Annotated in this window: 22 protein-coding genes; 4 read left to right on the top strand and 18 right to left on the bottom strand. The window is 36.0% G+C overall.

Annotated features, from left to right (window positions below):
- Positions 1-35: 35 nt before the first annotated feature.
- The 12 genes from ABIZ51_08765 to prmC all read right to left on the bottom strand — a co-directional run bounded on the left by ABIZ51_08765 (position 36) and on the right by prmC (position 11865).
- Positions 36-716: a DUF4159 domain-containing protein gene (locus ABIZ51_08765; GenBank protein MEO7088868.1), complete on the bottom strand. Its 681-nt coding sequence runs from the start codon at positions 714-716 to the stop codon at positions 36-38.
- Between the two features lie 31 nt (positions 717-747).
- Positions 748-1464 carry a 16S rRNA (uracil(1498)-N(3))-methyltransferase gene (locus ABIZ51_08760; protein ID MEO7088867.1) on the bottom strand — a complete coding sequence of 239 codons (717 nt, stop codon included), beginning with the start codon at positions 1462-1464 and terminating at the stop codon, positions 748-750.
- Positions 1465-1527: 63 nt separating this feature from the next.
- Positions 1528-3141 (bottom strand): phosphoenolpyruvate carboxykinase (ATP), encoded by a 1614-nt coding sequence (gene pckA / locus ABIZ51_08755; protein ID MEO7088866.1) that lies wholly within the window; start codon positions 3139-3141, stop codon positions 1528-1530.
- 397 nt (positions 3142-3538) lie between these two features.
- Positions 3539-3931, bottom strand: coding sequence for a hypothetical protein (locus ABIZ51_08750; GenBank protein ID MEO7088865.1), 393 nt, complete (start codon positions 3929-3931; stop codon positions 3539-3541).
- A 187-nt stretch (positions 3932-4118) separates the two neighbouring features.
- Positions 4119-5459, bottom strand: coding sequence for an acetyl-CoA carboxylase biotin carboxylase subunit (gene accC / locus ABIZ51_08745; protein MEO7088864.1), 1341 nt, complete (start codon positions 5457-5459; stop codon positions 4119-4121).
- A gap of 90 nt (positions 5460-5549) precedes the next feature.
- Positions 5550-6047 (bottom strand): acetyl-CoA carboxylase biotin carboxyl carrier protein, encoded by a 498-nt coding sequence (gene accB / locus ABIZ51_08740; GenBank protein MEO7088863.1) that lies wholly within the window; start codon positions 6045-6047, stop codon positions 5550-5552.
- Positions 6048-6143: 96 nt separating this feature from the next.
- Positions 6144-7139, bottom strand: a complete 996-nt coding sequence (locus ABIZ51_08735) for a beta-ketoacyl-ACP synthase III (GenBank protein ID MEO7088862.1) — start codon at positions 7137-7139, stop codon at positions 6144-6146.
- Positions 7132-8076, bottom strand: coding sequence for a phosphate acyltransferase PlsX (gene plsX, locus ABIZ51_08730; protein MEO7088861.1), 945 nt, complete (start codon positions 8074-8076; stop codon positions 7132-7134). Before plsX ends, ABIZ51_08735 begins: the two co-directional genes overlap by 8 nt.
- A 104-nt stretch (positions 8077-8180) precedes the next feature.
- On the bottom strand, positions 8181-8366 hold the full coding sequence (gene rpmF / locus ABIZ51_08725; GenBank protein ID MEO7088860.1) for a 50S ribosomal protein L32: 186 nt from the start codon (positions 8364-8366) through the stop codon (positions 8181-8183).
- A gap of 12 nt (positions 8367-8378) precedes the next feature.
- Positions 8379-8855, bottom strand: coding sequence for a DUF177 domain-containing protein (locus ABIZ51_08720; protein ID MEO7088859.1), 477 nt, complete (start codon positions 8853-8855; stop codon positions 8379-8381).
- A gap of 139 nt (positions 8856-8994) precedes the next feature.
- Positions 8995-11001, bottom strand: coding sequence for an NAD-dependent DNA ligase LigA (ligA, locus tag ABIZ51_08715; protein ID MEO7088858.1), 2007 nt, complete (start codon positions 10999-11001; stop codon positions 8995-8997).
- A gap of 6 nt (positions 11002-11007) precedes the next feature.
- Positions 11008-11865 carry a peptide chain release factor N(5)-glutamine methyltransferase gene (gene prmC, locus ABIZ51_08710; GenBank protein MEO7088857.1) on the bottom strand — a complete coding sequence of 286 codons (858 nt, stop codon included), beginning with the start codon at positions 11863-11865 and terminating at the stop codon, positions 11008-11010.
- A gap of 66 nt (positions 11866-11931) precedes the next feature.
- On the opposite strand from prmC, the gene ribD reads away from it, so the two are divergent.
- The 3 genes from ribD (at position 11932) to ABIZ51_08695 (ending at position 15575) form a co-directional block, all read left to right on the top strand.
- Positions 11932-12978, top strand: a complete 1047-nt coding sequence (gene ribD / locus ABIZ51_08705; GenBank protein MEO7088856.1) for a bifunctional diaminohydroxyphosphoribosylaminopyrimidine deaminase/5-amino-6-(5-phosphoribosylamino)uracil reductase RibD — start codon at positions 11932-11934, stop codon at positions 12976-12978.
- Positions 12979-12983: 5 nt separating this feature from the next.
- Positions 12984-13895, top strand: coding sequence for an aminopeptidase (locus ABIZ51_08700; protein MEO7088855.1), 912 nt, complete (start codon positions 12984-12986; stop codon positions 13893-13895).
- 66 nt (positions 13896-13961) lie between these two features.
- Complete coding sequence (locus ABIZ51_08695) at positions 13962-15575, top strand: ATP-binding cassette domain-containing protein (GenBank protein ID MEO7088854.1); 1614 nt, start codon at positions 13962-13964, stop codon at positions 15573-15575.
- Between the two features lie 50 nt (positions 15576-15625).
- Here ABIZ51_08695 and ABIZ51_08690 read toward each other — a convergent pair whose 3' ends face one another.
- The 6 genes from ABIZ51_08690 to ABIZ51_08665 form a co-directional block, all read right to left on the bottom strand.
- Positions 15626-17038, bottom strand: coding sequence for a hypothetical protein (locus ABIZ51_08690; protein MEO7088853.1), 1413 nt, complete (start codon positions 17036-17038; stop codon positions 15626-15628).
- Positions 17035-17295, bottom strand: coding sequence for a hypothetical protein (locus ABIZ51_08685; GenBank protein ID MEO7088852.1), 261 nt, complete (start codon positions 17293-17295; stop codon positions 17035-17037). Before ABIZ51_08685 ends, ABIZ51_08690 begins: the two co-directional genes overlap by 4 nt.
- Before the next feature lie 70 nt (positions 17296-17365).
- Positions 17366-17932 carry a Smr/MutS family protein gene (locus ABIZ51_08680; GenBank protein ID MEO7088851.1) on the bottom strand — a complete coding sequence of 189 codons (567 nt, stop codon included), beginning with the start codon at positions 17930-17932 and terminating at the stop codon, positions 17366-17368.
- A gap of 30 nt (positions 17933-17962) precedes the next feature.
- The gene (locus ABIZ51_08675) at positions 17963-20077 is read right to left on the bottom strand and encodes a ComEC/Rec2 family competence protein (protein MEO7088850.1); all 2115 of its coding nucleotides are present in this window, start codon (positions 20075-20077) and stop codon (positions 17963-17965) included.
- Between the two features lie 19 nt (positions 20078-20096).
- Positions 20097-22154 carry an OmpA family protein gene (locus ABIZ51_08670; GenBank protein ID MEO7088849.1) on the bottom strand — a complete coding sequence of 686 codons (2058 nt, stop codon included), beginning with the start codon at positions 22152-22154 and terminating at the stop codon, positions 20097-20099.
- A 44-nt stretch (positions 22155-22198) separates the two neighbouring features.
- The gene (locus tag ABIZ51_08665; GenBank protein MEO7088848.1) at positions 22199-23248 is read right to left on the bottom strand and encodes a tetratricopeptide repeat protein; all 1050 of its coding nucleotides are present in this window, start codon (positions 23246-23248) and stop codon (positions 22199-22201) included.
- A 298-nt stretch (positions 23249-23546) separates the two neighbouring features.
- Between ABIZ51_08665 and bioB the strand changes: the two genes are divergently transcribed.
- Complete coding sequence (gene bioB, locus ABIZ51_08660; protein MEO7088847.1) at positions 23547-24533, top strand: biotin synthase BioB; 987 nt, start codon at positions 23547-23549, stop codon at positions 24531-24533.
- Positions 24534-24535: the final 2 nt, after the last annotated feature.

Raw genomic sequence — 24535 nt, 5'->3', positions numbered from 1 at the left:
ACAGTTTGAAAAAATATTTTTTCGACCTCCAAAAATTACTGATTTTTATCGCCTTTTCCCATCAACACATATTCCAATAAATTGGCGCCCATTTCCAATGCTTTTTCATGCAACTCAGGCGGATCGTGATAGATTTCATAACTCTCCCAACCATTTCCTAAATCGGTATCGAAGGAATAAAAACATACCAAGCGTCCTTTAAAAATAAGTCCGTAACCTTTTGGTGGACCGCCATCGTGTTCATGAATTTTAGGCATCCCATGTGGGAATTCATATTTCTGATGATAAATAGGAAATGAAAAAGGTAGTAATATCAAATCCAATTCCGGAAAAACCTTTTTTAATTGCGGACGCACGTAAGGATCTAATCCAAAATTATCATCAATGTGCAAAAAACCGCCACCAACAAGATAATTACGCAGGTTTTGCGCCTCTTGCGGAGTGAGCGACCAATTGCCGTGCCCTGTCATGTGCACAAAAGGATAATTGAAAATATCCGGACTTCCAACATCAACAATTGCTTGTTCAGGATTGATATTCATGTTTAAATTCTTATTGCAAAATGCGATGAGATTTGGTAAAGAAGTTTTCAGATTCGCATACCAATCGCCGCCACCGCCGTATTTGAGCAAAGCAATTTGAAACGAATAGGTATTTTCATTTCCTGAAAAAGCGAAACACATAAAAATAGCCGACAGGAAAATTATTTTTTTCATTGCTCAAAAAATTATTTTTTTGATGTGCCTTTTAAGTTCCAATTTCATTTTTTAAATTGACTGTATGACATGCTACGAGAGCCGCCGTTTCTGTTCGTAACCTGCTTTTACCAAGCGAAACTGCTTGCCAACCATTTTGCAAAGCTGTGTTTATTTCATCTGCTGTAAAATCCCCTTCCGGACCAATTAATACCAATGTATTTTCCTTCGTTTTACAGGCTTCAAAAAAATATTTTTTCGAAGCTTCTGCGCAATGTGCCATTAATTTTTGTCCAGAAAAACTGGTTGTCTTTTTGATAAAAGTAGAAAAATTTTCCACTTCGTTTAATTTCGGATGCCAAGGAGTGAGCGATTGTTTGACGGCGGAAGTAATAATTGTATTACACCTTTCTGTTTTTAAAACAGTGCGTTCAGAATTTTTTGAAATGATGGGAGTAATCTCGTCGATCCCAATTTCAGTGGCTTTTTCGAGAAACCATTCAAAGCGATCCATGTTTTTAGTGGGAGCAACGGCGATGTGTAATTTAAAATCGGCTCTTTTTTCTTCCGTTTTTTTCTCGATAATTTTTACGACACATTTTTTTGGAGAAGCATCTGTAATTTCAGCTTTGTAAAAGGAACCTTTTCCATCCGTTAAGTGCATCGTATCGCCAATATTCATTCGTAAAATACGAATACAATGTTTGGATTCCGCCTCACTGAGCGTGTATTGATCACTTGAAATATCGGGCGTGTAAAATAAATTCATACAAAAAATAAAACCCTTCTTATAAAAAACAAAGAAGGGTTTTACAAATTTTAGTTTTAGAAATTATGCATTTTCAGTTACTTTCGGAGCTGCAGCCATAATTTCGGCATTCGCAGCGCCAGCATATTGTTCGAAATTTTTAACGAAAGAAACTGCCAACGAATTTGCTTTTGTATCGTAAGCATCTTTGTCTTTCCACGTATTTCTTGGATTTAAAATTTCAGATGGTACGTTCGGACAAGAAACAGGAACGCTTAATCCGAAAATCGGCAAGGTTTCATATTTCACTTTGTCTAAATCTCCATTTAAAGCAGCTGTTACAATAGATCTGGTGTAACTTAATTTGATACGACTTCCAACGCCGTATGCTCCGCCAGACCAACCTGTATTAACTAACCATACATTTACTTTATTTTCTTTCATCTTTTTTCCGAGCAATTCTGCGTATTTGGCAGGATGCAAGGGTAAAAAAACTTTTCCGAAACAAGCTGAAAATGTTAATTGTGGTTCTTTGATGCCCACTTCCGTTCCCGCTACTTTTGCGGTATATCCGGAAATAAAATGGTACATCGCTTGTCCTTCTGTTAATTTAGAAATAGGAGGCAATACGCCGAATGCATCTGCTGTAAGGAAAAAAATATTTTTCGGAATGCCACCAACAGAAGGTTTTACGGCATTTGCGATGTGCTCAATTGGATAAGCAGCTCTTGTGTTTTCTGTTTTCGAAATACAGGCGTAATCTACGCTGGATGTGCCTTCTATTAATTCTACATTTTCGAGCATGGTGCCGAATCTAACGGCATCGTAAATTTGTGGTTCTTTTTCTTTCGATAAATCCACACATTTCGCGTAACATCCACCTTCAAAATTAAACACGCCATTTTTAGACCAACCGTGTTCGTCGTCGCCAATTAATCCTCTTTCAGGATCTGCGGAAAGCGTTGTTTTTCCTGTTCCGGATAAACCGAAAAATAAAGCAGTATCACCTTTTTTACCAATGTTAGCAGAGCAATGCATGGATAAAACGCCTTTGTCTTGCGGCAACAAATAATTCAATAAAGAGAAAATTCCTTTTTTAATTTCGCCCGTATAAGCAGTTCCGCCTATCAAAACGATTTTTTTCGTCAAATTTAAAATCGCGAAATTGTGCTGGCGTGTTCCGTCAACAGCAGGATCTGCAAAAAATCCAGGGGCACATATTATGGTCCATTCCGGATTGAAATTTAAAATTTCTTCTTTAGTTGGACGTAAAAATAAATTATTGGCGAATAAATTTGCCCATGGGAATTCCGTTACCACACGGATGTTTAAACGGTATTGAGGATCCGCACAAGCGTAAGAATCGCGCACATAAATTTCTTTTCCGGAAAGATAAGCTGTTACACGATGGTAGAGTTTATCGAATTTATCGGCGTCAAATTTGAGGTTAATATCGCCCCACCAAACCGTATCTTTCGTAATGTCATCGCACACAATAAATTTATCTTTTGGAGAGCGTCCTGTAAATTCGCCCGTATCCACTGCTAACGCGCCAGTGTCTGTTAAAACGCCTTCTCCGCGAAGGATTGTTTCTTCGACCAATTCTGCCGGACTTAAATTCCAATAAGCTGCCGACACATTTTTTAAGCCTAAACTTGCCACTGAAGCGTCCTTGGCTCTAATACCCATTTCGTTCATTTCGATGTTTTTTAGTTTTAAAAATTAAAAATAAGAAACGGCGAAATTACAAATTTTGCCCCTATTTAGTACCTTTTTGCGACTTGTTATTTTTTATCAACAGTTTAAGAACAATGGTGTAGGATAAATAATCCCTTTGTTTTCGGGATAAAGTAATTTGAAAAAATATTTTTCGGTTAATAACTCATCGCATTTTTAACAAATTGAGTTTGTTTAAATGAGGTGTATTTTTGAAACTATTTCTTTTTTTTCAGAGAATAAAAAAAGAGTCATTGAGAAAATATTTTTTATGAATCTATTTTACAGTACAAAATATTGCTTTTCTTTAATTGATTATGTGATGAAGCTATGGCAGCTCTGAAAAATTATTTTTTCGGAACACTTTTTTTGCAATGGGTCATTTTGCTCGGTGTAAATAAAAAGCAGCTCCATTTATCGGCATCACTAAGGTGTCTTTATTTACCATAATAATATATCCCCAGTCAATAAATTCTAAAGAAGTGTCATTTTTAACAATAAGGTCAGTATTACAATTAGCATCTGTAATGACCACCGAATCTGTTTTTGTAGTAATCTTCATTAGAAAATTATAATCGGTGGATAAATCATTTGTGTTTTCTCTATAGGGTGTTTTATATGTTATTGAATTACATGTATCCCCAAATACAATTGCCTGTTTGGGTTTAATGATTATTTTTTCGCTTATGTATCCATCAGCTTGTTTAGTTGTAAAAGCTGATACTTCGCCTATCCAAGTATATTTAAAAACATTCCATGTCCCATAAGGCATAGTCTTAGGTAAGACTTGAGATTTAACAAAAAAACTCAGCATTACAAAAGAAGTAAATAAAATTATTTTTTTCATTGGCTATATTTCAAACCAAAGATAAAGATTTTTATTCTTTCTTTTTTCTTATCACATTTTCAATTGTCAATTCTCCATTTTCAATTATTAGCGGAGGATTTAGGTGAGGCTTTTACTCCGTTAAATCGAAATCTTCCAAAAACTTAGTGGTATAATCTCCTTTGATAAAATTTTCGTCTTGCATTAATTTAAGATGAAAAGGAATGGTGGTTTTCACGCCTTCAATCACAAATTCGCTGAGTGCGCGGTACATTTTTGCAATTACTTCTTCACGCGTTTGTGCCACCGTAATTAATTTCGCAATCATCGAATCGTAATTTGGAGGAATGGTATAACCTGCGTAAACGTGCGTATCCACGCGTATTCCGTGTCCGCCCGGAGAATGAAAATTAATTATTTTTCCCGGACAAGGACGAAAATTATTGAATGGATCTTCCGCATTGATGCGGCATTCCATTGCATGTAAAATCGGCATGTAATTTTTTCCTGAAATAGGAATTCCGGCAGCTACTTTAATTTGCTCGCGAATTAAATCGTAATTAATCACCTCTTCCGTAATGGGATGTTCCACTTGAATCCGTGTGTTCATCTCCATAAAGTAGAAATTTCGGTTTTTATCTACCAAAAATTCCACCGTTCCAACACCTTCGTATTTCACCGCAGTAGCAGCTTTAATAGCAGCTTTCCCCATGGCATCACGCAATTTTTGCGTCATAAAAGGAGAAGGTGTTTCCTCTACTAATTTTTGATGTCTGCGTTGAATGGAACAGTCTCTTTCCGAGAGATGACACGCTTTTCCGTATTGATCGCCTACAATTTGTATTTCGATATGACGTGGTTCTTCAATGTACTTTTCCATATACATACCATCGTTTCCAAAGGCAGCAGCGGCTTCCTGACGCGCCGTATCCCACGCATGTTCTATTTCTGCATCTTTCCAAACAATGCGCATTCCGCGTCCACCGCCACAGGCAGTCGCTTTCATAATTACCGGAAAGCCAATTTTCTTCGCCGTCTTTTTCGCATCCGCTAAATCTTTTAATAAGCCGTCGGAGCCAGGAACAATGGGAACGCCCGCTTTTTTCATTGTATCTTTCGCGCTTGCTTTATCGCCCATTCCTTCAATCATCGCAGGAGATGCGCCAATAAATTTTACGCCATGTTCGGAACATATTTTAGAAAATTTAGCATTTTCAGAAAGAAATCCATAACCCGGATGAATCGCATCAGCATTGGTAATTTCGGCAGCAGAAATAATACTCGGAATATTCAAATACGAATCTTTGCTCGGCGGCGGACCAATACACACAGCTTCATCCGCAAAACGCACGTGTAAACTTTCTTTATCTGCAGTAGAATAAACGGCTACCGTTTTAATTCCCATTTCTTTACACGTTCTGATAACGCGCAAAGCAATTTCTCCTCGGTTGGCAATAAGTATTTTTTTAAACACGATTTTGAATTTAAAAATTAATTTTTTGAAAACTTGAAAAACAATAATCGCTTTTGTAGCGGATTAAATCAATCATTCTCAAATTGGAAATTACATCGGATCTATCAAAAACAAAGGCTGGTCGTACTCTACCGGACTGGAATCATCCACCAATACTTTCACGATTTTACCTTTTACATCCGATTCTATTTCATTGAAAAGTTTCATGGCTTCGATAATGCAAATCGGGTTTCCCGGTTTTATTTCATCGCCTACATTTACAAATACCGGTTTATCGGGCGATGGAGAACGGTAAAATGTTCCAATCATCGGCGATTTAATGGTTATTAATTTGGAAATATCTTCCGCTTTTTTAGGTTCAGCTGTTTTTTGTTCTGCCACCGGATTACTTTGCTGTATTTGTTGAGTAGGTGCAGCAAATGGAGTGGTAGTTTGCACAACAAAAGGCGATTCATTGTCGGGTCTGCCTCCTTTTTTAGCAGCCGATGTTTTGATAATGATCTTCACTTCTTTTGTTTCCAGTTCTACTTCGCAAACTCCTGATTTGGCGACAAATTTTATTAAGTCTTGAATTTCATTTAGTTTCATTACCTGATTTTTTAGTTAGTATTCTGATTGCTTTTTTTTGAAAAAAATAGAGGATAAAAGTAATGGATTTATTGTGCTTTGCAAACATTAATTTTTTTATGAATTATAAGCCCATTTTACATACACGCTTCCCCACGTAAAACCTCCGCCAAATGCAGCTAAAATGATATTATCACCTTTTTTTAATTTTTTTTCATAATCCCACAAACAAAGCGGAATCGTGCCTGCTGTGGTATTTCCATATTTATGGATATTCAACATCACTTTTTCGCTACCCAAACCAACACGGTTGGCAGTGGCATCAATAATTCGTTTATTGGCTTGATGCGGTACTAACCAAGCAATTGTTTCTGCGGTTAAATTGTTTTTTTGCATGATATTGAACGATACTTCTGCCATTTCTTTCACAGCTGCTTTAAAAACAGGTTGTCCTTCCTGATACACGTAATGCTCACGAGCATCCACCGTTTGATGAGATGCCGGTTTTACAGACCCTCCTGCTTTTTGATGTAAATGATGACGACCTGCTCCATCCGATTTTAAAATTGCATCCAACACGCCGAAACCTTCGGTATTTGGCTCCAGCAAAACAGCGCCAGCTCCATCTCCAAAAATAATACACGTGGAACGATCTGTATAATCAATAATAGAAGACATTTTATCCGAACCTACTACCACCACCTTTTTATATTTCCCCGTTTCGATAAATTGAGATGCCGTGGTTAATGCGTAAATAAAGCCCGAACACGCTGCGTTGATATCAAATCCCCAGGCGTTTTTTGCTCCTACTTTATCGCATACAATGTTTGCCGTTGCCGGGAAAACCAAATCGGGTGTTACAGTGGCAACAATAAGCAAATCTATCTCATCCGGTTTTATTTTTCTTTTTTCGCACAAGCCTTTAACTGCTTCCGTGCACATATCCGACGTGCCCAATCCGGCGCCTTTTAAAATTCTTCTTTCCGTAATTCCGGTGCGAGATAAAATCCACTCGTCGGTCGTATCTACCATTTTTTCGAGTTCTTTATTCGTCAGTACATAATCGGGTACATATCCCTGAACGGCAGTAATGGCAGCAGTTATTTTAGTCATGGTTGAAAGCGTGTTTAATTTTTTCGGACAGATTTGCTTCCGCTACATTTTTTGCCAATAACAGCATATTTTTTATCGCAATGGCGTTAGAAATTCCGTGACCAATAATGACATTTGAATTAATACCAAGAATGGGCGAGCCGCCGTAATTTTCATAATTAAATTTTTCGAAATAATCATCCTTCCAACCTCTTCGTTGAACCAATGCGTAAAAACCTTCTGCTTGTTTTAGCACCACGTTTCCAGTAAATCCATCGCACACAATTACATCTGCTTTATCCGTAAAAATATCTCTGCCTTCCACGTTTCCAATAAAATTTATTTCCTTCGAATCTTTCATCATGTGATGTGCTGATTGAGAAACTAAATTTCCTTTTTCTTCTTCTTCACCAATATTAAGCAATGCTACTCTCGGATTATCAATACCAAAAACATTTTTTGCATACACGGAACCTAAAATTCCAAACTGATAGAGCGTATCCGGTTTACAATCTGCATTCGCACCCACATCTAAAATCACGCCCACATTTCCATTCTCTTTCGGCATTACGGAAGTAATACACGGACGTATAACTCCCACAATAGACTTCACGGTATACATCGCGCCAACCAACATAGCGCCAGTATTTCCGGCACTTGCAAAGGCATCAATTTTTTTTTCTTTTAATAATTTGAATCCAACAGCAATCGTCGAATTTGTTTTTTGAGCGAAAGCTTTGGTAGGATGTTCGCCCATTCCTATTACTTCGGTGGCGTGTACAATTTCGAAATCGCTTGGATTTATTTTTTGCGCTTGAAGAGCTTCTAAAATATTTTTTTCATCGCCTATCAACACCAATTTTATTTCTGGAGGAAGTTCTTTTCGAGCAAGTATAGCACCTGAAATGGTTACTTGCGGCGCGAAATCACCTCCCATTACGTCTAACCCAATTTTCATTTCAGGAAAATAGAGAATAATGAAAAGGAATACTACGACACAAACCTCCGAAACATGATTGGAAGTGATAAATCATATTTCGTGTTTGCGTTTGCATGTTTAGCTTAGGCTGTTACCGCTTTTTCTACTGCTAATTTTCCTCTGTAATAACCGCAATCCCCACATACTCTGTGGTACAATACGGGAGCTCCGCAATTGCTGCAAGTGGATATAGTTGAGGCAACCGCTTTATCGTGCGTTCTTCTTTTATCTCTTCTCGACTTGGATATTTTTCGCTTCGGATGTGGCATTTTTACTAATTTTTAAATGATTATTTGTTTTAATTTTTCTACTACTTCAGGATTGCAATCGCTTTTCCCGTTTTCATCTTGCGGATGAACACGCCTGTACGGAAGTGCTGTAACAATGTATTCATAAATGGGTTGCGAAACATCAATTTCATAAGCTGTGCTTGAAATTGCTAATATGTTTTCATCATCATCAAAATCATTTTTTCCCAATTTTACAATCAATTTTTCTTGATTTTCAATGGGCAAATCAAATGCGTCTAAACATCTATCACAAGGTACATTAACAGTGCCTTTCAGTGTAAACGCCAATACCAACATATTGGATTGTTTCGTCAGCAATAAATCTACCGATACATTTGCTTTTTCAATAATTTCGGTGCAACCGATGTGTTCAAAGAACGAATTTTCTACTTCAAAATGATACTTGTGTTGTCCGTCATTCAAGCCAACAAAGGGAATTACAAACTGTTTTAACTTTGATATAGCCATGTTTTCAAAAAACAAAAGTCCGCAAAGATAAAAAATTATACTTTACTACAAAAAAGAAGCGAAAAATTCTATTTTTACCCTTTTCTCGAAAAACAGCTTTGAAAAATTATTTTTTTGAAAGACTTTTTTCGAATGATTTTTATTCAATCATTTTCAAAAAATCATCTTCCGAAATAATATTTATTCCGAGTTTAACGGCTTTTTCCAATTTCGCTGGACCGATATTTTCTCCTGCCAATAAATAAGTTGTTTTCGCAGAAACAGAACCAGTATTTTTTCCACCATTTTGCTCAATTTTATTTTTCAATTCATCTCTCGAAAATTTAGCGAAAACTCCTGAAATAACAAATGTAGCAGCATTTAATTTTTCGGTGCGCTGCGCCATAAATTCTTCCGACATTTCGAAATTCAGTCCGTAACTTTTTAAGCGCGCAATAATTTCTCGATTACGTTCGTCTGCAAAATAAGCAACCACACTTTGCGCAATTTTCTCACCAATTTCATTCGTATCAATTAACATTTCCAAACTGGCATTTTCGAGCGCTTCTATATTTTTAAATTGAAACGCTAATTTTTTCGCAATCGTTTCGCCCACATGGCGAATACCAATGGCGTACAGCGTTCTTTCAAAAGAAACCGTTTTCGAAATTTCAATTCCCTTTAATAAATTAGTAACGGATTTTTCTGCCATTCGTTCCAAACGCAACAAATCTTCTTTCTGCAAAATGTAAATGTCTGCCACATTTTTTAGTAAACCATTTTGAAACAATTGTTCAATGGTTTCGCCTCCCAAACTATCAATGTTCATCGCTTTCCGACTTACAAAATGTTCCATTTTACCTTTTATTTGCGGAGGGCATCCCAACTCGTTCGGACAATAATGATTCGCTTCGTCTTCTTCGCGGACAAGCTCTGTTCCACATTCAGGGCAGGTTTTAATGTATTCCGTTTTCAAACTATTAGGAGAACGTTTTGTTACATCCACGCCAGTAATTTTTGGAATAATCTCTCCTCCTTTTTCAACAAAAACAATATCGCCTACACGCACATCTAATTTTTCAATTACATCCGCATTGTGCAAAGATGCCCGTTTAACAACCGTTCCGGCAAGTGATACAGGTCGCAAATTTGCCACTGGCGTAATCGCTCCTGTGCGTCCCACTTGATACGAAATACTTTCCAAAATAGTGGAAACATTTTCTGCTTTAAATTTATAGGAAATAGCCCAACGTGGCGATTTTGCAGTGAAACCAAGCGATCGCTGTTGATCGTAGGAATTTACTTTTATCACGATGCCATCAATATCAAAATCCAATTGATAGCGCGCTTTGTTCCAATGTTGAATAAATTCCCAAACGCCATTTATATCCGCCACTTTCCGAAGGTGTTCCGATGTTTTAAAACCCCATTTCTTAGCACCTTCCATGCTTTCAAAATGGTTTTTAAACGAAAGATTTTCGCCTAACACATAATACAAAACACAATCTAATTTTCGTTTTGCAACAACAGAAGAATCCAACATTTTTAATGTTCCGGAAGCTGTATTTCGCGGATTAGCGAGCAGCACATCACCTACTTCTTCGCGCTCTCTATTGATTTCATCAAACACAGGACGAGGTAAAAAAATCTCTCCGCGAATTTCAAATTCGTTAGGAAAATCGGTCGAATGCAATTTCAAAGGAATACTTTTTATAGTTTTCACATTCGCCGTTACATCATCTCCTTGCACGCCATCACCACGCGTTACCGCTTGCACTAATTGTCCATTTTTGTACGTCAAACCAATCGCAACACCATCGTATTTTAGTTCGCAAATATATTCCAATTGCTCGCCCGTAACTTTTTTTACACGCTCGTCAAATTCTCTTAAATCTTGCTCTGAATAAGTATTTCCGAGCGAAAGCATTAAATATTTATGTTTTACAGATTGAAATTCTTTCGCAATTTCTCCACCAACTCGTTGCGAAGGTGAATCGGATTTTAAAAATTCTGGAAATTCTTTTTCGAGCTGGATTAATTCTTCCAACAATTTGTCAAATTCAAAATCCGAAACAAGCGATTTTGACAACACATAATAATTATAATTGTGTTGATTCAAGGCATTCGAGAGTTCTTCAATTTTATGTTGAGCTTCTTCTTTGGTCATTTTAATTTAGAAATTACAGTACAACATACGATTTTTTCCATTCAAATCTTTTTTCAAAATAATATTTTTCGCATCGTTTATTTCTAAAAAATCAATCAAATTATTTCCTTGTGATTCATTGATTTCAAAAAATAATTTTCCGGCAGGTTTTAAATTTATTTTCGCAAAAGCGATAATTTTTTTATAAAATAGTAAAGGATCATTGTCTTCTACAAACAAAGCCAAATGCGGTTCATAATTAAACACATTATCATTCATCAATACTTTTTCAGAAAGGCAAACATAGGGAGGATTGCTGACAATCACATCTAATTTTGTTAGAAAATATTCTGAATTAAAATTCAAAATATCGGTTTGCAAAAAAATAATTTTCACATTATTTAAATTAGCATTTTCTTGCGCTATTTTAATTGCTTCCGCAGAAACATCCATTGCGAAAATATCGGCTTCGGAAAAATATTTTTTCAACGCAATCGCAATACAACCGCTTCCGGTTCCGATATCCAAAATCGAAAAATTATTTTTCGGACATTCATTGATAATCCATTGTACCAATTCTTCCGTTTCAGGTCGCGGAATCAATACGTTTTTATTGACATTTAAAGTCATCCCGTAAAATTCTGTGTGTCCAAAAATATATTGTATTGGACAATTTTTTTTCAATTCATCAACCACAAAATTAAATTTAACAAGATCGGATTCGTTGATTCTATCTGACTTTTTCAGGATAATATCCGTTCGTGAAAAGCCAAGAATTTCATTGAAAGAAATAATAATAAATTGTTCAATTTCTTCTTTATCGTACCTATTTTTTAATTCTGTACGAAAATAAGAAACCAACGATTCGATTGTATTGTTTGCCAAATTCACGGGATAAAATTACATTTTAAAAATTAATTTTATGAAATAAAAACTACCTTCGCATGCGCGATGAACACGGACGAAAAATACATGCAACGTTGCCTCGAATTGGCAGCAAAAGGTTTCGGCAAAACAGCTTCCAATCCTTTGGTTGGCTGCGTAATTGTGCATGAAAATAAAATTATAGGTGAAGGTTTTCATGAAAAATTTGGCGAAGCGCATGCCGAAGTAAATGCCATTCGTTCTGTCAAAAATAAAACACTTTTAAAACACGCAACACTTTATGTAAATCTGGAGCCTTGCAGTCATTTCGGGAAAACGCCGCCTTGCGCCGATTTGATTCTCAAATATAAAATTCCGTATGTCATTATCGGAAATACAGATCCAAATAAATTGGTGAAAGGCAAAGGAATTCAGAAATTAATTACAAATGGCTGCGATGTAAAAGTGGGTATTTTAGAAAATGAATGTCGCGATTTGAACAAACGTTTTTTTGTTTTCCACGAGCAAAAACGTCCGTATATTATTTTAAAATGGGCGCAAACGAGTGATGGTTTTATTGACAAAAAGAGAACATTAAATGACGGACAAAAACCTTTGCAAATAAGTGATGAAAATTCGTTGAAACTTTCGCATCAATGGCGTAGTGAAGAACAAAGTATTTTAGTAGGTACAAATACCGCTTTACTTGATAATCCTAAGCTTTCTGCAAGAATTGTAAAAGGTAAAAATCCATTGAGAATTTTAATCGATAAAGATTTACGCGTGCCGAAAAATTATTTTTTGAGAGACGATTCTACGCCAACTTTGGTGTTTACTTCTATCAAAAAAAAAGAAACAAAAAACATAGAATTCATTAAGATAGATTTCAAAAAAAATAGTTTGAATCAGGTATTAAAGGATCTTAACAAAAAAAATATTTTGTCTGTAATTGTTGAAGGAGGGGCGCAATTATTAAATAGTTTTATAAAAGAAAACCTTTGGGATGAAGCGAGAATAATCGTTTCACCTAAAAAGATAAAAAATGGAATAGCAGCTCCTATATTTCCTGAAAAAATAATTTTTCCCACTAAAACAAAAACAGATTTAATTCTCTATTATACAAACAAAAAATAAATTTTATGGAACTATTAAAAAAATTATGCAGCATTCACGCGCCTTCTGGAAACGAATCAGCAATGACAGCATTCGTATTGGATTATGTAAAAAAGAACAGTAAAAACTGGAAAACAAAACCTGTCATCCATGCTGGAAAAGGATTTCAAGATTGCATTGTATTGGTTTTCGGTAAACCGAGAACGGCTATTTTCGCACATTTAGATTCGATTGGATTTACGGTTCGGTACGGAAATGAATTAGTGAAAATCGGCGGTCCGAGAACAAAAAGCAACTACGTATTAACCGGCGCAGACAGCAAAGGAAAAATCGAATGCAAGTTAAAAGTGGATGCCAAAGAAAATATTTCGTATGAATTCAATCGCGAAATTGACAGAGGTACCGATTTGGTTTTCAAAACTAATTTTAGAGAAGATAAAAATTTCATTCAATGTTCTTATATGGACAATCGCTTAGGTGTTTGGAATGCGCTGAAAGTAGCCGAAACATTGAAAGACGGAATCATTGCTTTTTCGTGTTGGGAAGAACACGGCGGCGGAAGTGTGGAATATTTAGGTCGTTTTATTTATGAAAAATACGAGGTCGCTCAGGCTTTAATTTCCGATATTTCGTGGATTACAAATGGCGTTCAACATTCCAAAGGCCCTGTTATTTCCATGCGTGACAGAGGTATTCCACGCAGAACATATTTGAATCAAATTATTGAAATCGCTAATAAAAGTAAAGTGCCATTTCAGCTCGAAGTGGAAGGTTCTGGTGGCAGCGACGGACTTTCTTTACAACATTCTCCTTATCCGTTTGATTGGTGTTTTGTAGGCGCAGCGGAAGAAAATGTACATTCTCCAGATGAAAAAGTGCATAAAAAGGATATCGAAGCAATGGTAAATTTATACCGCGTTTTAATGGAAAAGCTGTAAGAAAAACGGCTATAAATCAAAACGCTTTGTTACTTTTGCAGCCTCAAAAAATTATTTTTTCAAACCATGATTAGTACTTCCAATTTATCGCTTCAATTCGGCAAACGCGTTTTGTTTGATGAAGTGAATATCAAATTTACGCCGGGCAATTGTTACGGAATTATCGGTGCCAACGGCGCTGGCAAATCTACTTTTCTAAAAATTTTATCAGAAGAAATTGATCCTACAAAAGGTCAAGTCATTATGGTTCCGGGACAACGTTTAGCGGTGTTAAACCAAGATCACTTTGCGTTTGACGAAGTAAATGTGTTGCAAACTGTGTTGATGGGACATTCTAAACTTTGGAAAATAATTAAAGAGAAAGATGCGATTTATGCAAAGCCTGATTTTAACGATGCAGACGGACTTCGTGCTTCCGAATTGGAAACCGAATTTGCCGAAATGAACGGTTGGAACGTGGAAAGCGAAGCTGCATCTTTACTCAGCGGCTTAGGTGTGAAGGAGGAATTTCATCAAAAATTAATGAAAGAATTGAGCGGAAAAGAAAAAGTACGCGTATTGTTAGCGCAAGCTTTATTCGGAAATCCAGATATTTTATTGCTGGATGAACCGACAAACGATTTGGATATTGAAACCATTTCATGGCTCGAAAATTTCTTGGCAGATTTCGAAAACACCGTTATTGTTGTTTCTCACGACAGACATTTTTTAGATACCGTTTGCACACATATTGCTGATATTGATTTCGGTAAAATAAATTTGTATTCTGGAAACTATAGCTTTTGGTATCAATCCAGTCAATTGGCATTGAAACAAAAATCAGATCAGAATAAAAAAACAGAAGATAAACGTAAAGAATTACAAGATTTTATCGAGCGATTTAGTGCCAATGCTTCTAAATCGCGACAAGCTACAAGTCGTAAAAAATTATTAGAAAAATTAACTGTGGACGAAATAAAAGCGTCTACCAGAAAATATCCTGGAATTATTTTCAGGCAAGAACGTGAAGTGGGTGATCAAATTTTGAGTGTTGAAAAACTGAGTAAATCATTGGACGGAAAAAAATATTTTTCGAACATCCATTTCACAATTAATAAAGGGGATAAAATTGCTTTTGTGTCGAAGAAGCGCATTGCTGTTACAACATTTTTTCAAATTCTGGCAGGCGAAGTAAAACCTGATTCGGGCGAATGTACATGGGGCTCGACCATTACAAAAGCTTATCTACCCAATGAAAACTCACATTATTTCGATGAGTCTCTTAATTTAATTGATTGGTTGCGACAGTTTTCAAAAGATAAAGACGAAACTTTTATTCGTGGCTTTTTAGGGAAAATGCTTTTCTCAGGAGAAGAAACATTGAAAAAAACGAACGTACTTTCTGGTGGCGAAAAAGTGCGTTGCATGCTTTCGCGAATGATGTTGTTGAACGCGAATGTGTTGATTTTAGACGAACCTACCAACCATTTGGATTTGGAATCTATCACCGCTTTAAATAATTGTTTGAGAGATTTTAAAGGCATTATTTTATTTACTTCTTTCGACCATGAATTAGTGCAAACCGTTGCCAATCGTGTTATCGAATTAACACCCAAAGGTATCATTGACAAAGTAATGCCTTACGATGAATTTCTCGAAAATGAATCTGTAAAAACAATGCAAGCGGCTTTTTATAAATAATTATTTTCCAATAATTTTGTCTTTCAAAAAAATAATTTTTCAAAGTCGAACTATTTATATTTTTCTAAATAATTTGTCGCAAACGTAGCATATTTAGAATCCGTAGCACGATCCGATATTTTCAAAAAATAAATTTTTGCTTGGTCTTTTTCTCCTCTGTCAAATAAATTTTTTCCAAGAAAATAAATAGCAGCACTTTGTCCGTAAAAATTTTTACTGTTTTCAATTAACTTCCATTTTGAATCGGCTTCTTTTGTTTGACCAGAAGCTTGTAAAGCCCATCCGTAGCACAAATTAAATTGTTCTGATAAAGAATCAGACAATATACCTTTCAGGTTAATTGTTTTAAAAGCCTCAATAGCGGCGTTGTAATTTTTATTGTACGTTTCAATTTCTCCATAGGAAAAAGCAGGATTGTATTTACCTGGAAAAAGCTTCATCGCGCGTTTGTGCAAAAGTAATGCGTACGCATCCTGTGGCAGATAATTCAAGGATTTTAGATAACTATCGTAATCATTTTTATTACTGTCAGATTGCAAATAATTTGCCAACATAATGTCTTCTTTTCGAACAGAAGTATCTGCCTTTTGAATAAAATCAGTAAATGTTTTTTTATATAAAATATTATTTTTTGCATACTCCAACATTCCTTGATAGAAAAGTGCCTTGTTTGAATGTTCCAATGTATCCGCAGCTTTCAAATCGTTTTTTGCATCCTGATAATAGCCCAATACCGCATGGATAAAAAAGGCATTGTTGTAGATGGAGACATCCAAATGCTGCTTTTTTAATGCTTCTGAAATATATTTTTTGGCGAGAACTAAATTTCCATTTTGAAAATATGCACCAGCGATATCGCTGTAAATAGAAGCTTCTTCTGGAAAATAAGTAGTCATTTTTTTATACACTTCAATTCCTGCGTCCAAGGCTTGTCGCTCAAAAAACATAGCTGCGTAATCATCTATTTCGAACATTAATTTTTTGGAATCTTTCTCTTCGTTTTTCAATTCATCAAGTTGTTTTATCAATTCGTCTTTCAGCAAAGATGCACTGTATATGTAGCATAAACTTTTACGGATGTCCATCCGATCTGGTTTAATTGCCAAAGCTTTCAGCCAATATTCGGCAACTGTTTTTGCAGCTTCCTTATTGAGAATAAGTGCAGGTGGATTGTCGTTTGCTATATCTGGTTGGTAAATGGATTCATTCGTATCGGAAGTGGAAGAAACGTACAGATTGGATTGCATAAAATCATTGAGTGCCACATTTCCTTTCATCAACAAAACATCCGGATTGTCTGGATATTTTTTCATGTAAACATCAATGGTGGAGTCAGCCGCAGCATATTTATTTTGTTGCAATAAATCACGAATAACTGTGCTTACATCGCTTTGCGCGGAAGTATTTCCGGAAATAAAAAATAGAAAAAAGAGGCTTCCAAAAATTATTTTTTTAATCTTCATTTAATCGATGTTTTTACTTTTAAACGTTCCTGCGCTTGATTAAATTCCGTAAACATTTCGTTGAAACGAGCCGTTATTTTTTGCATAAATGATTCATCCAATAATTCCTGAATTCCTTCTAATCCAGCAATTTCATTCTGATTTATTTTAAATATTTGCTCCATAAAACCAGCTTCAAATTGAATAATAAATTTATCATTCATCCCGAAAACGGTGATGTGAATACTTTTGTGCGGAATATTTCCGATGATGCGCATAATCTTTTAGAAAATCAAAAATACGGAATTAAATTATTAGGAACAAAAAAAAATAATTGTTCAAGTTTCATCAAGCATGTTGATGAATAATTACCTCCGTTGCACCGTAACCGTAATGTTTGTAAGGTGCATCGTAAAAAGTAATTCCATCGTAAGCGGAAAGAATTTGGAGAATTTCCTGTTTCAAACGGCCCGTGCCGACGCCGTGTATGAAAATTATTTTTCGGATATTGGAACACATCGCTTCGTTTAATTTTTTTTGGACGTGGCTGAGCTGGATCACGATAATTTGTGCGTTTGTCATTCCTTTGGAAGAATCGACTAATTCTTCGATGTGTAAATCAATTTCCCAATTCCCTACGCCAGATTTTCCAATTCGTGGTTTACTTTTTTTCGGAATTATTTTTTTGTCTTTTTCAAAAATAGCTGTTGAAAAATTATTTTTTGGAAGGTCTATTTTGGGTGATTCTATTTTTGGAGGAATAGGCTCGTTTAATACCAATTTGCTCACAAAATAAGGAATTTCAAAACCGTCGTCGGTAATTATTTTCACGATTTTTTTATTCAAGAATTCGGAAATAACGCCGCCGCCTTGCTCGTTTAAAAATTTTATTTTATCACCAACTTTAAATTCCATCGCGTGAAGCATTTTTACAAAAATACAAAACTAAATCGTTTCTTCATACGCTCCTGAATGAACAACAGAATAGGCTTCAATACCTTGTTCATTACACTCTTTCAGCCATTTTTCAATTTGCCATTTAGAATTGGATGCGTCAAAAATTATTTTTTTGAAGTCGTAAATTTGACAAATTGTTTTTAGATTCGTTTTCGGATTGTGTGAAATAATGACGTAATCCACTTTTAGCTTTTGAAAAATTATTTTTTTGGGAAGGTTTATTTTCTCGTTTACAAAAATTATTTTTTTAGTTCTAAATTGAATACATTTATTTTTCAAAAAAAAGTTTTTCTGAATATAATTTCCTCCTGTATCTGCGCCGATCAGTGTATGCGATAGAATTCCTTTTTCGAACCAATTGGGTGTAATATGTAAAGAAATTTCATTGGGATTGTTTAAAAATGCAGTATCGGCAATTAAAAAATTATTTTTTCCAACGATGAAATCGCAAGCGCTCGTTTTGGCAACATTGTAAACGATAAATCGCGATTGATTTTGTTCTGATTTTTGTTCAAAAACTTGTATCGTCAACAGTAAAATAAAAATTCCGAGTGCGATAAATAAATAGTTTAATTTTTTTCGAAAAATATACATCAGCATAAAAAATAATCCAAAATAAATAATCCACGTTTCGGTTGCATTGATTGATATTCCTTGCGTAAGTGAATAAGGCGTGAATCGAATTTCTTTCACGAAATAATTTAATCCTCCTATTAAAAAAATTAAAATCTTTGATAAAAATCCAGCGATAAATGCAAGTTTCCCAGTTATAAAAAGGAGAATGCCAGCGTATATACTGAGCGTTGCGAGCGGTATAACTACCACGTTGGAGACTAAAAAATAATTTGGAAACTGGTGAAAATAAAACATACTAAGCGGAAACGTAATAAACTGCGCCGCAAAAGAAACAGCAACAATGGACCAAATTTTATCCAAAAGCCAGTATTTTGTTTTCCATAAACGATATATCCAAGGGAAAATGGATACGATGCCAAGTACTGCCAAATACGAAAGTTGAAAACCAACTTCGGCAATTAAGTGCGGATTAATTGCCAGCAATAAAAATGCGGATGCTGCCAATGTGTTGTAGATAAGACTATTTCGATGAAAGGCATTGGCAATAACTACAAAACTCAACATCGTGGAAGCCCGCAATACCGATGGTGAAAGCCCAGTAAGCATTGCATAAAACCAAAGCATTGCTAAAAGAAAAATCCCTTTTATAAAATTCCCGTATCGAAATTTTTCAAGAAAAAATAGCAAGTAGTTGAACACAACAAAAATAATTCCAACATGTAAACCAGAAACCGACAAGACATGCAACACGCCGCCTGCCGCGTAATCCGAGGTAGTTTCCGTATCAATGTCATTTTTATAACCGAGAATAAGTGCAGATGTTACAGCAAATTCTTGCCCTTGAACATTGTATTTTTTTAAAACAGCAAGACAATATGCTTGCGTACGAATGGCAGCAGCACGAATAAAATTTCCTTTGTTGATACCTGTTGAAATAAAATTTCCTGCAGAAATATGATTTTGTAAATAAATAGTGTGAAGCGCTAAATATTTTTTGTAATCAAATTCAGATGGATTTTGTGGCGTATTTATTTCTGAAAAATTATTTTTCACGAGCACTAAATCGCCGTACTTTAATTTGGCAGAAAGTTCGTTTTTAGGTAGATAAAACAATGCTTTTCCCGATGTGCTTTTCCAACTTTTATTTTGACGAGTAGAAATAACCGAGCCAATCATTTTAATTGATTTCTCTTTTTCAACAAGTGGCTCTTCTATTTTTACCAAGCAAAAATCGGATCCAGAAATATAATTTCCAAAATAGCTTGAGCGAAATTTCGTAGTGTTATCAAGCGTTATTTGATAAGCAGCCAAAAAAAGTAAGGAGGAAAGTGTCATTCCGTAAAGCCAACGGAAGCGATAATTTGCGCCTGACTTTTTATGAAAAGTAAAAGTGGCAATACTGGAAAATAGCACAGCCATAAGGACTTTCAGCCAAAAGGAATATTCTTCCATATAAATGGCAGCACTAATACCGGCGATAAAAGGAAGAAGCAAACGCACCAGCGGCGCACGATGGATTAGATTCATGCACAGCGGGTTTACGTTTCTATTTACTCAAAATTTTAAATTCCGTTCTACGATTTTGTTGGCGACCTTCATCGGTATCATTGGTAGCAATCGGTTGCGTCATTCCGTAACCTTTAAATTGCAAACGCGAAGCAGAAATACCTTTTGAAACTAAATAATTAACAACGGATTGCGCGCGACTTTCAGACAATTTTTGATTGTGCTCCAAAGAACCTTTGTTATCCGTATGCCCGGATATTTCTATTTTAAGCGTTGGTACATCGTTCATTAATTTTATCAAACGTTCTAATTCGTTCGTCGATTCTGGACGAAGCGTGGCTTTATCTGTATCAAAGAAAATATTTTCCAACACAATTTTACTTCCAACTGCTACTTTATTCAAGGCAATATTTTTTTCAATGACTTGATACGCCGCCGTATCTGGCAAATTCACATTTTCCGAATGAAATAAATAATCTGGAGCTTTTACCGTAATTCCATAATTTTTTCCGGAAGGCAATGACACCAAATATTTTCCAGATTTACTGTTAGATGAAAACGTAGCAATGGTTTGATTTTTTTTAATGTCCACAATTTCAATAGAAGCTTCCAATGGTTGTTGTGTGATGGCATCTGTAATAACACCCTTTAAAATGGTTGTACGTGCTGTTTTTATTTCCATCGCTGGAGCAATCACCATTTCTTTAACAGGAGCCACTGCATTAGCAAGTAAGTTGTCTTCATTGTTCAACACCAATGGTTTTTCGGGACCTAAAAAAGTAATCATGTAAATGTCCTTATCTCCGTAGCTATCGCCTTTTGCAGATGCATAATAACCGTGTTTCCCGCTACCGGAAATAACAAAAAATACATCGTCATCGGCAGAATTAATAGGATATCCCAAATTTACGGGTTCCGACCATTGTCCATTTTCATACACCGATTTAAATATATCGTAACCGCCCATGGTGTTATGACCTTTGGAGCTGAAATAAAGTGTTTTTCCATCTGGATGAATGAAGCAACCTTCCTCATCGTATTTAGTATTGATGACAGGTCCGAGGTTTTGTGCATCGCCCCATTTTCCTTTGTCATCTTTTTGCGTCATGTAAATATCTCGTCCACCAAGTCCGCCTGGTTTGTCGCTCACAAAATACAGTGTGTTTCCGTCTGGAGAAAGACTCACTGTAGATTCATGATAAGGAGAATTTATTTTTTTACTCATGCGTTCCGGTTTCGACCACTGATCGCCTTGTAAATCGCTTTCATAAATATCACCTCCGTCTTTTTCCTTAAAACGATAAACATATAAAGTCTGACCGTCAGCAGAAAGTCCTGCCGTAGCATCGTGATCGGGCGTATCAATTGGAGGTCCCATATCTTCCGCAGGTGTCCATTTTCCATCTTTAAAATAAGAAATGTATAAATCTTCAAAATATTGTCCTGAGCCAGGATCTATTTGTCCGCCAGTTGTATTGGGTCTTCGCGAAGTAAAAATCATTTCAGACTCATCAGCAGAAATCAATGGTCCATATTCCGGATATTTCGTATTGATAGCGTCTCCCAGATTATCAATAAAAACTCTTACCGGATGTTGCACCATTTCTTTTCCCGTATTACATTCTTCTATCCCTTTATTGGCGGCAGCTATATTGTCCATGTTTTCTTTTTTCGCAGGCGTATTTTGGAGGTATAGTTGAAATTCGCCGATGGCTTTATCCCAATCCATATTGAGATGATACCCTTCTCCCAGCAATAAATGTATTTGCGGATCCACGTTCGGATTCAATGAAAATGCTTTTTGCAAATAAGTAAGTGATTTTGATTTGTAAGCCGAATACAAATAACAACTTCCAATTTTAAAATTCAATAACGCATTATTCGGATTAAAATTGTTAGCTTGCAAATAACTGGGCAATGCCAAATTATACATGTATATTCCTTGTTGATAGAGAACATCTCCAGCATCAATGGATTTCAAGGCTTCTTTCAATCCAGCTTTATCGCCTTCAAAATTTTTTTTCACAAACTCTACATTTTGAGCCGCTGCACATTGTGCAATAATCACTATCAGTAAAATAAATAATTTCTTCATCATCTTTGTTTTTTATTCAGTTTAAAAAAATAATTTTTCGAGGTAATTTATTGACAACCTTGTGAATAATCTTTTCCTGCTGCTACGCCGAGTGTGGCGGCAGTGCTCCAATCCTGGCAAGCGCCACTTGCATCGCGCAACATTTCTTTTGCTATTCCACGATTCAAATACGCATATCCATATTTCGCGTTTAGCTGAATGGCTGCGTTGCAATCGTCTACAGAACCTTTGTAATCTTTTAATTTAAATTTCGCGGAAGCTCTATTATTATAAGCATACGCATATTCCGGATTTAAACTCAAAGCTTTTGTAAAATCGTCTATTGCGCCTTGGTAATCGCCTTTGTCAAATTTTGCGCTACCGCGATTATTGTATGCAATGTAATCGTCTTTTTTCAAAGAAATAGCGCTGGAATAATCCTGAATAGCACCGTCTAAATCGCCGGCTTTACGTTTTGCGCTACCACGGTTGTTAAAGGAAAAAGCCATTTTCGGATTCACAATCAACGCTTTATTATAATCCGCAATTGCGCCTGTATAATCGTTCAATTGACGTTTTGCGCTGCCGCGATCATTATAAGCGTAGGCATAATCTGGTTTGTTGGAAATGGCTTTGGTAAAATCATCCACGGCGCCTTTGTAATCGGCATTCTGAAATTTTATTTCTCCTCTAAAATAATACGCTTGCGCATTTTTTGGATTCAATCGAATAACGGAGGAATAATCACTTTCCGCGCTTTTGTCGTTCAGCGCATCTTTCACTTGCGCGCGACTGAAATACGCGTTTGTATCGTTTTCATTTAATATCAACGCTTTGTTGTAATCATCCATCGCGCCTTTGTAATCCTTGGTTTCAGCTTTTGTGATGCCACGATTATAATATGCTTTTTCGAAATCCGGTTTCAACGTAACCGCTTGCGTAAAATCGCCAATTGCGCCGTTGTAATTACGATTGGCAAAATCGCTGATACCTTGATTGTACATTTTTTCAGCATCCTGATTCGGCAAAAGCGTAGTCGCTTTTACCGTGTCTGTTTGCGCGTGCAAGATTTGAGCGAAAGAAAAAATCAGTGCTGCAAAAAATATTTTTTTTATCATCGTTTTATTTTTTAAGATGGATGGAGTAAAAATAGGAAGATTTTTTAATTTTTAGATATTTCTTTTAATTGAAAATAATTCTTCAAAAATAAGGTTTGAAAAATTATTTTTTTGAACGCTTTTTTTCGGCAACGGATTGCACTCTATCTGGCTCAGCTTCCACTATTTTTTCTGGCTCACGTGCTGCATTGAATTCTCATTTCGAAAAATTTAAATTTACAGAAATCAGCATTCAGAAACATTCAATACTTTTGCAATCAAAAAAAACTATATTTGTAGTATCAAAAAAATATTTTTTATGAATGAAATAAAAAGCAGTTGGAGCAGCAATGAAATTTTGGAGGTTTACAATACTCCGCTTATGGAGCTTATCTATCGCGCAGCAAGTGTTCATCGCCAGTACAACAATGCGGAAGAAGTTCAAATCAGTTCACTAATTTCTATTAAAACAGGCGGTTGCCCAGAAGATTGTAGTTATTGTCCGCAAGCAGCACGCTATCATACCGATGTGAAAGTACATAAATTATTATCCGTTTCGGAAGTTACAGCAGCAGCAGATAAAGCAAAAGCAGGAGGAGCATCTCGTTTGTGCATGGGTGCTGCTTGGCGCGAAGTACGCGATAATAAAGACTTTGACAATGTCATCGAAATGGTAAAAGCCGTGAATGCTAAAGGCATGGAAGTATGCTGTACCTTAGGGATGCTTACTGAAAACCAAGCGAAACGCCTTGCAGATGCAGGCTTGTACGCATACAATCACAACTTAGATACTTCCGAAGAAAATTACGAAAAAATAATTACCACACGCACTTACGAAGATCGTTTGAATACCATTCAGAATGTTCGGAAAGCGAATTTGACCGTTTGTTCTGGAGGTATCATCGGCTTGGGCGAGAGCGTAGAAGATCGCATTGGAATGTTACTCACACTTTCCAGATTACAGCCACAACCAGAATCTGTTCCTATCAATGCGCTTGTTCCTGTAGAAGGCACTCCGCTGGGAAGTCAGCCTTTAGTCCCAATTTGGGACATGGTTCGGATGATTGCTACCACGCGAATTGTGATGCCAAAAACAGTAGTGCGCTTATCCGCAGGTCGTACGCAAATGTCCCTCGAAGGACAAGCCTTGTGTTTTATGGCAGGTGCAAGTTCTATTTTTGCTGGAGATAAATTATTGACCACACCCAATCCAGATTACAATACCGATATGGAAATGTTTTCGATACTCGGTTTAAAACCCCGTGCGGCAGATAAAAGCAGGCAAAAACAAGTAGCAGAAAATTAATT

This window comes from Bacteroidia bacterium (assembly GCA_039924845.1).
Lineage (GTDB): Bacteria > Bacteroidota > Bacteroidia > DATLTG01 > DATLTG01 > DATLTG01.
The sequence above is the reverse complement of the archived record's forward strand: the minus strand, read 5'-3'. Positions and strand labels throughout refer to the sequence as shown.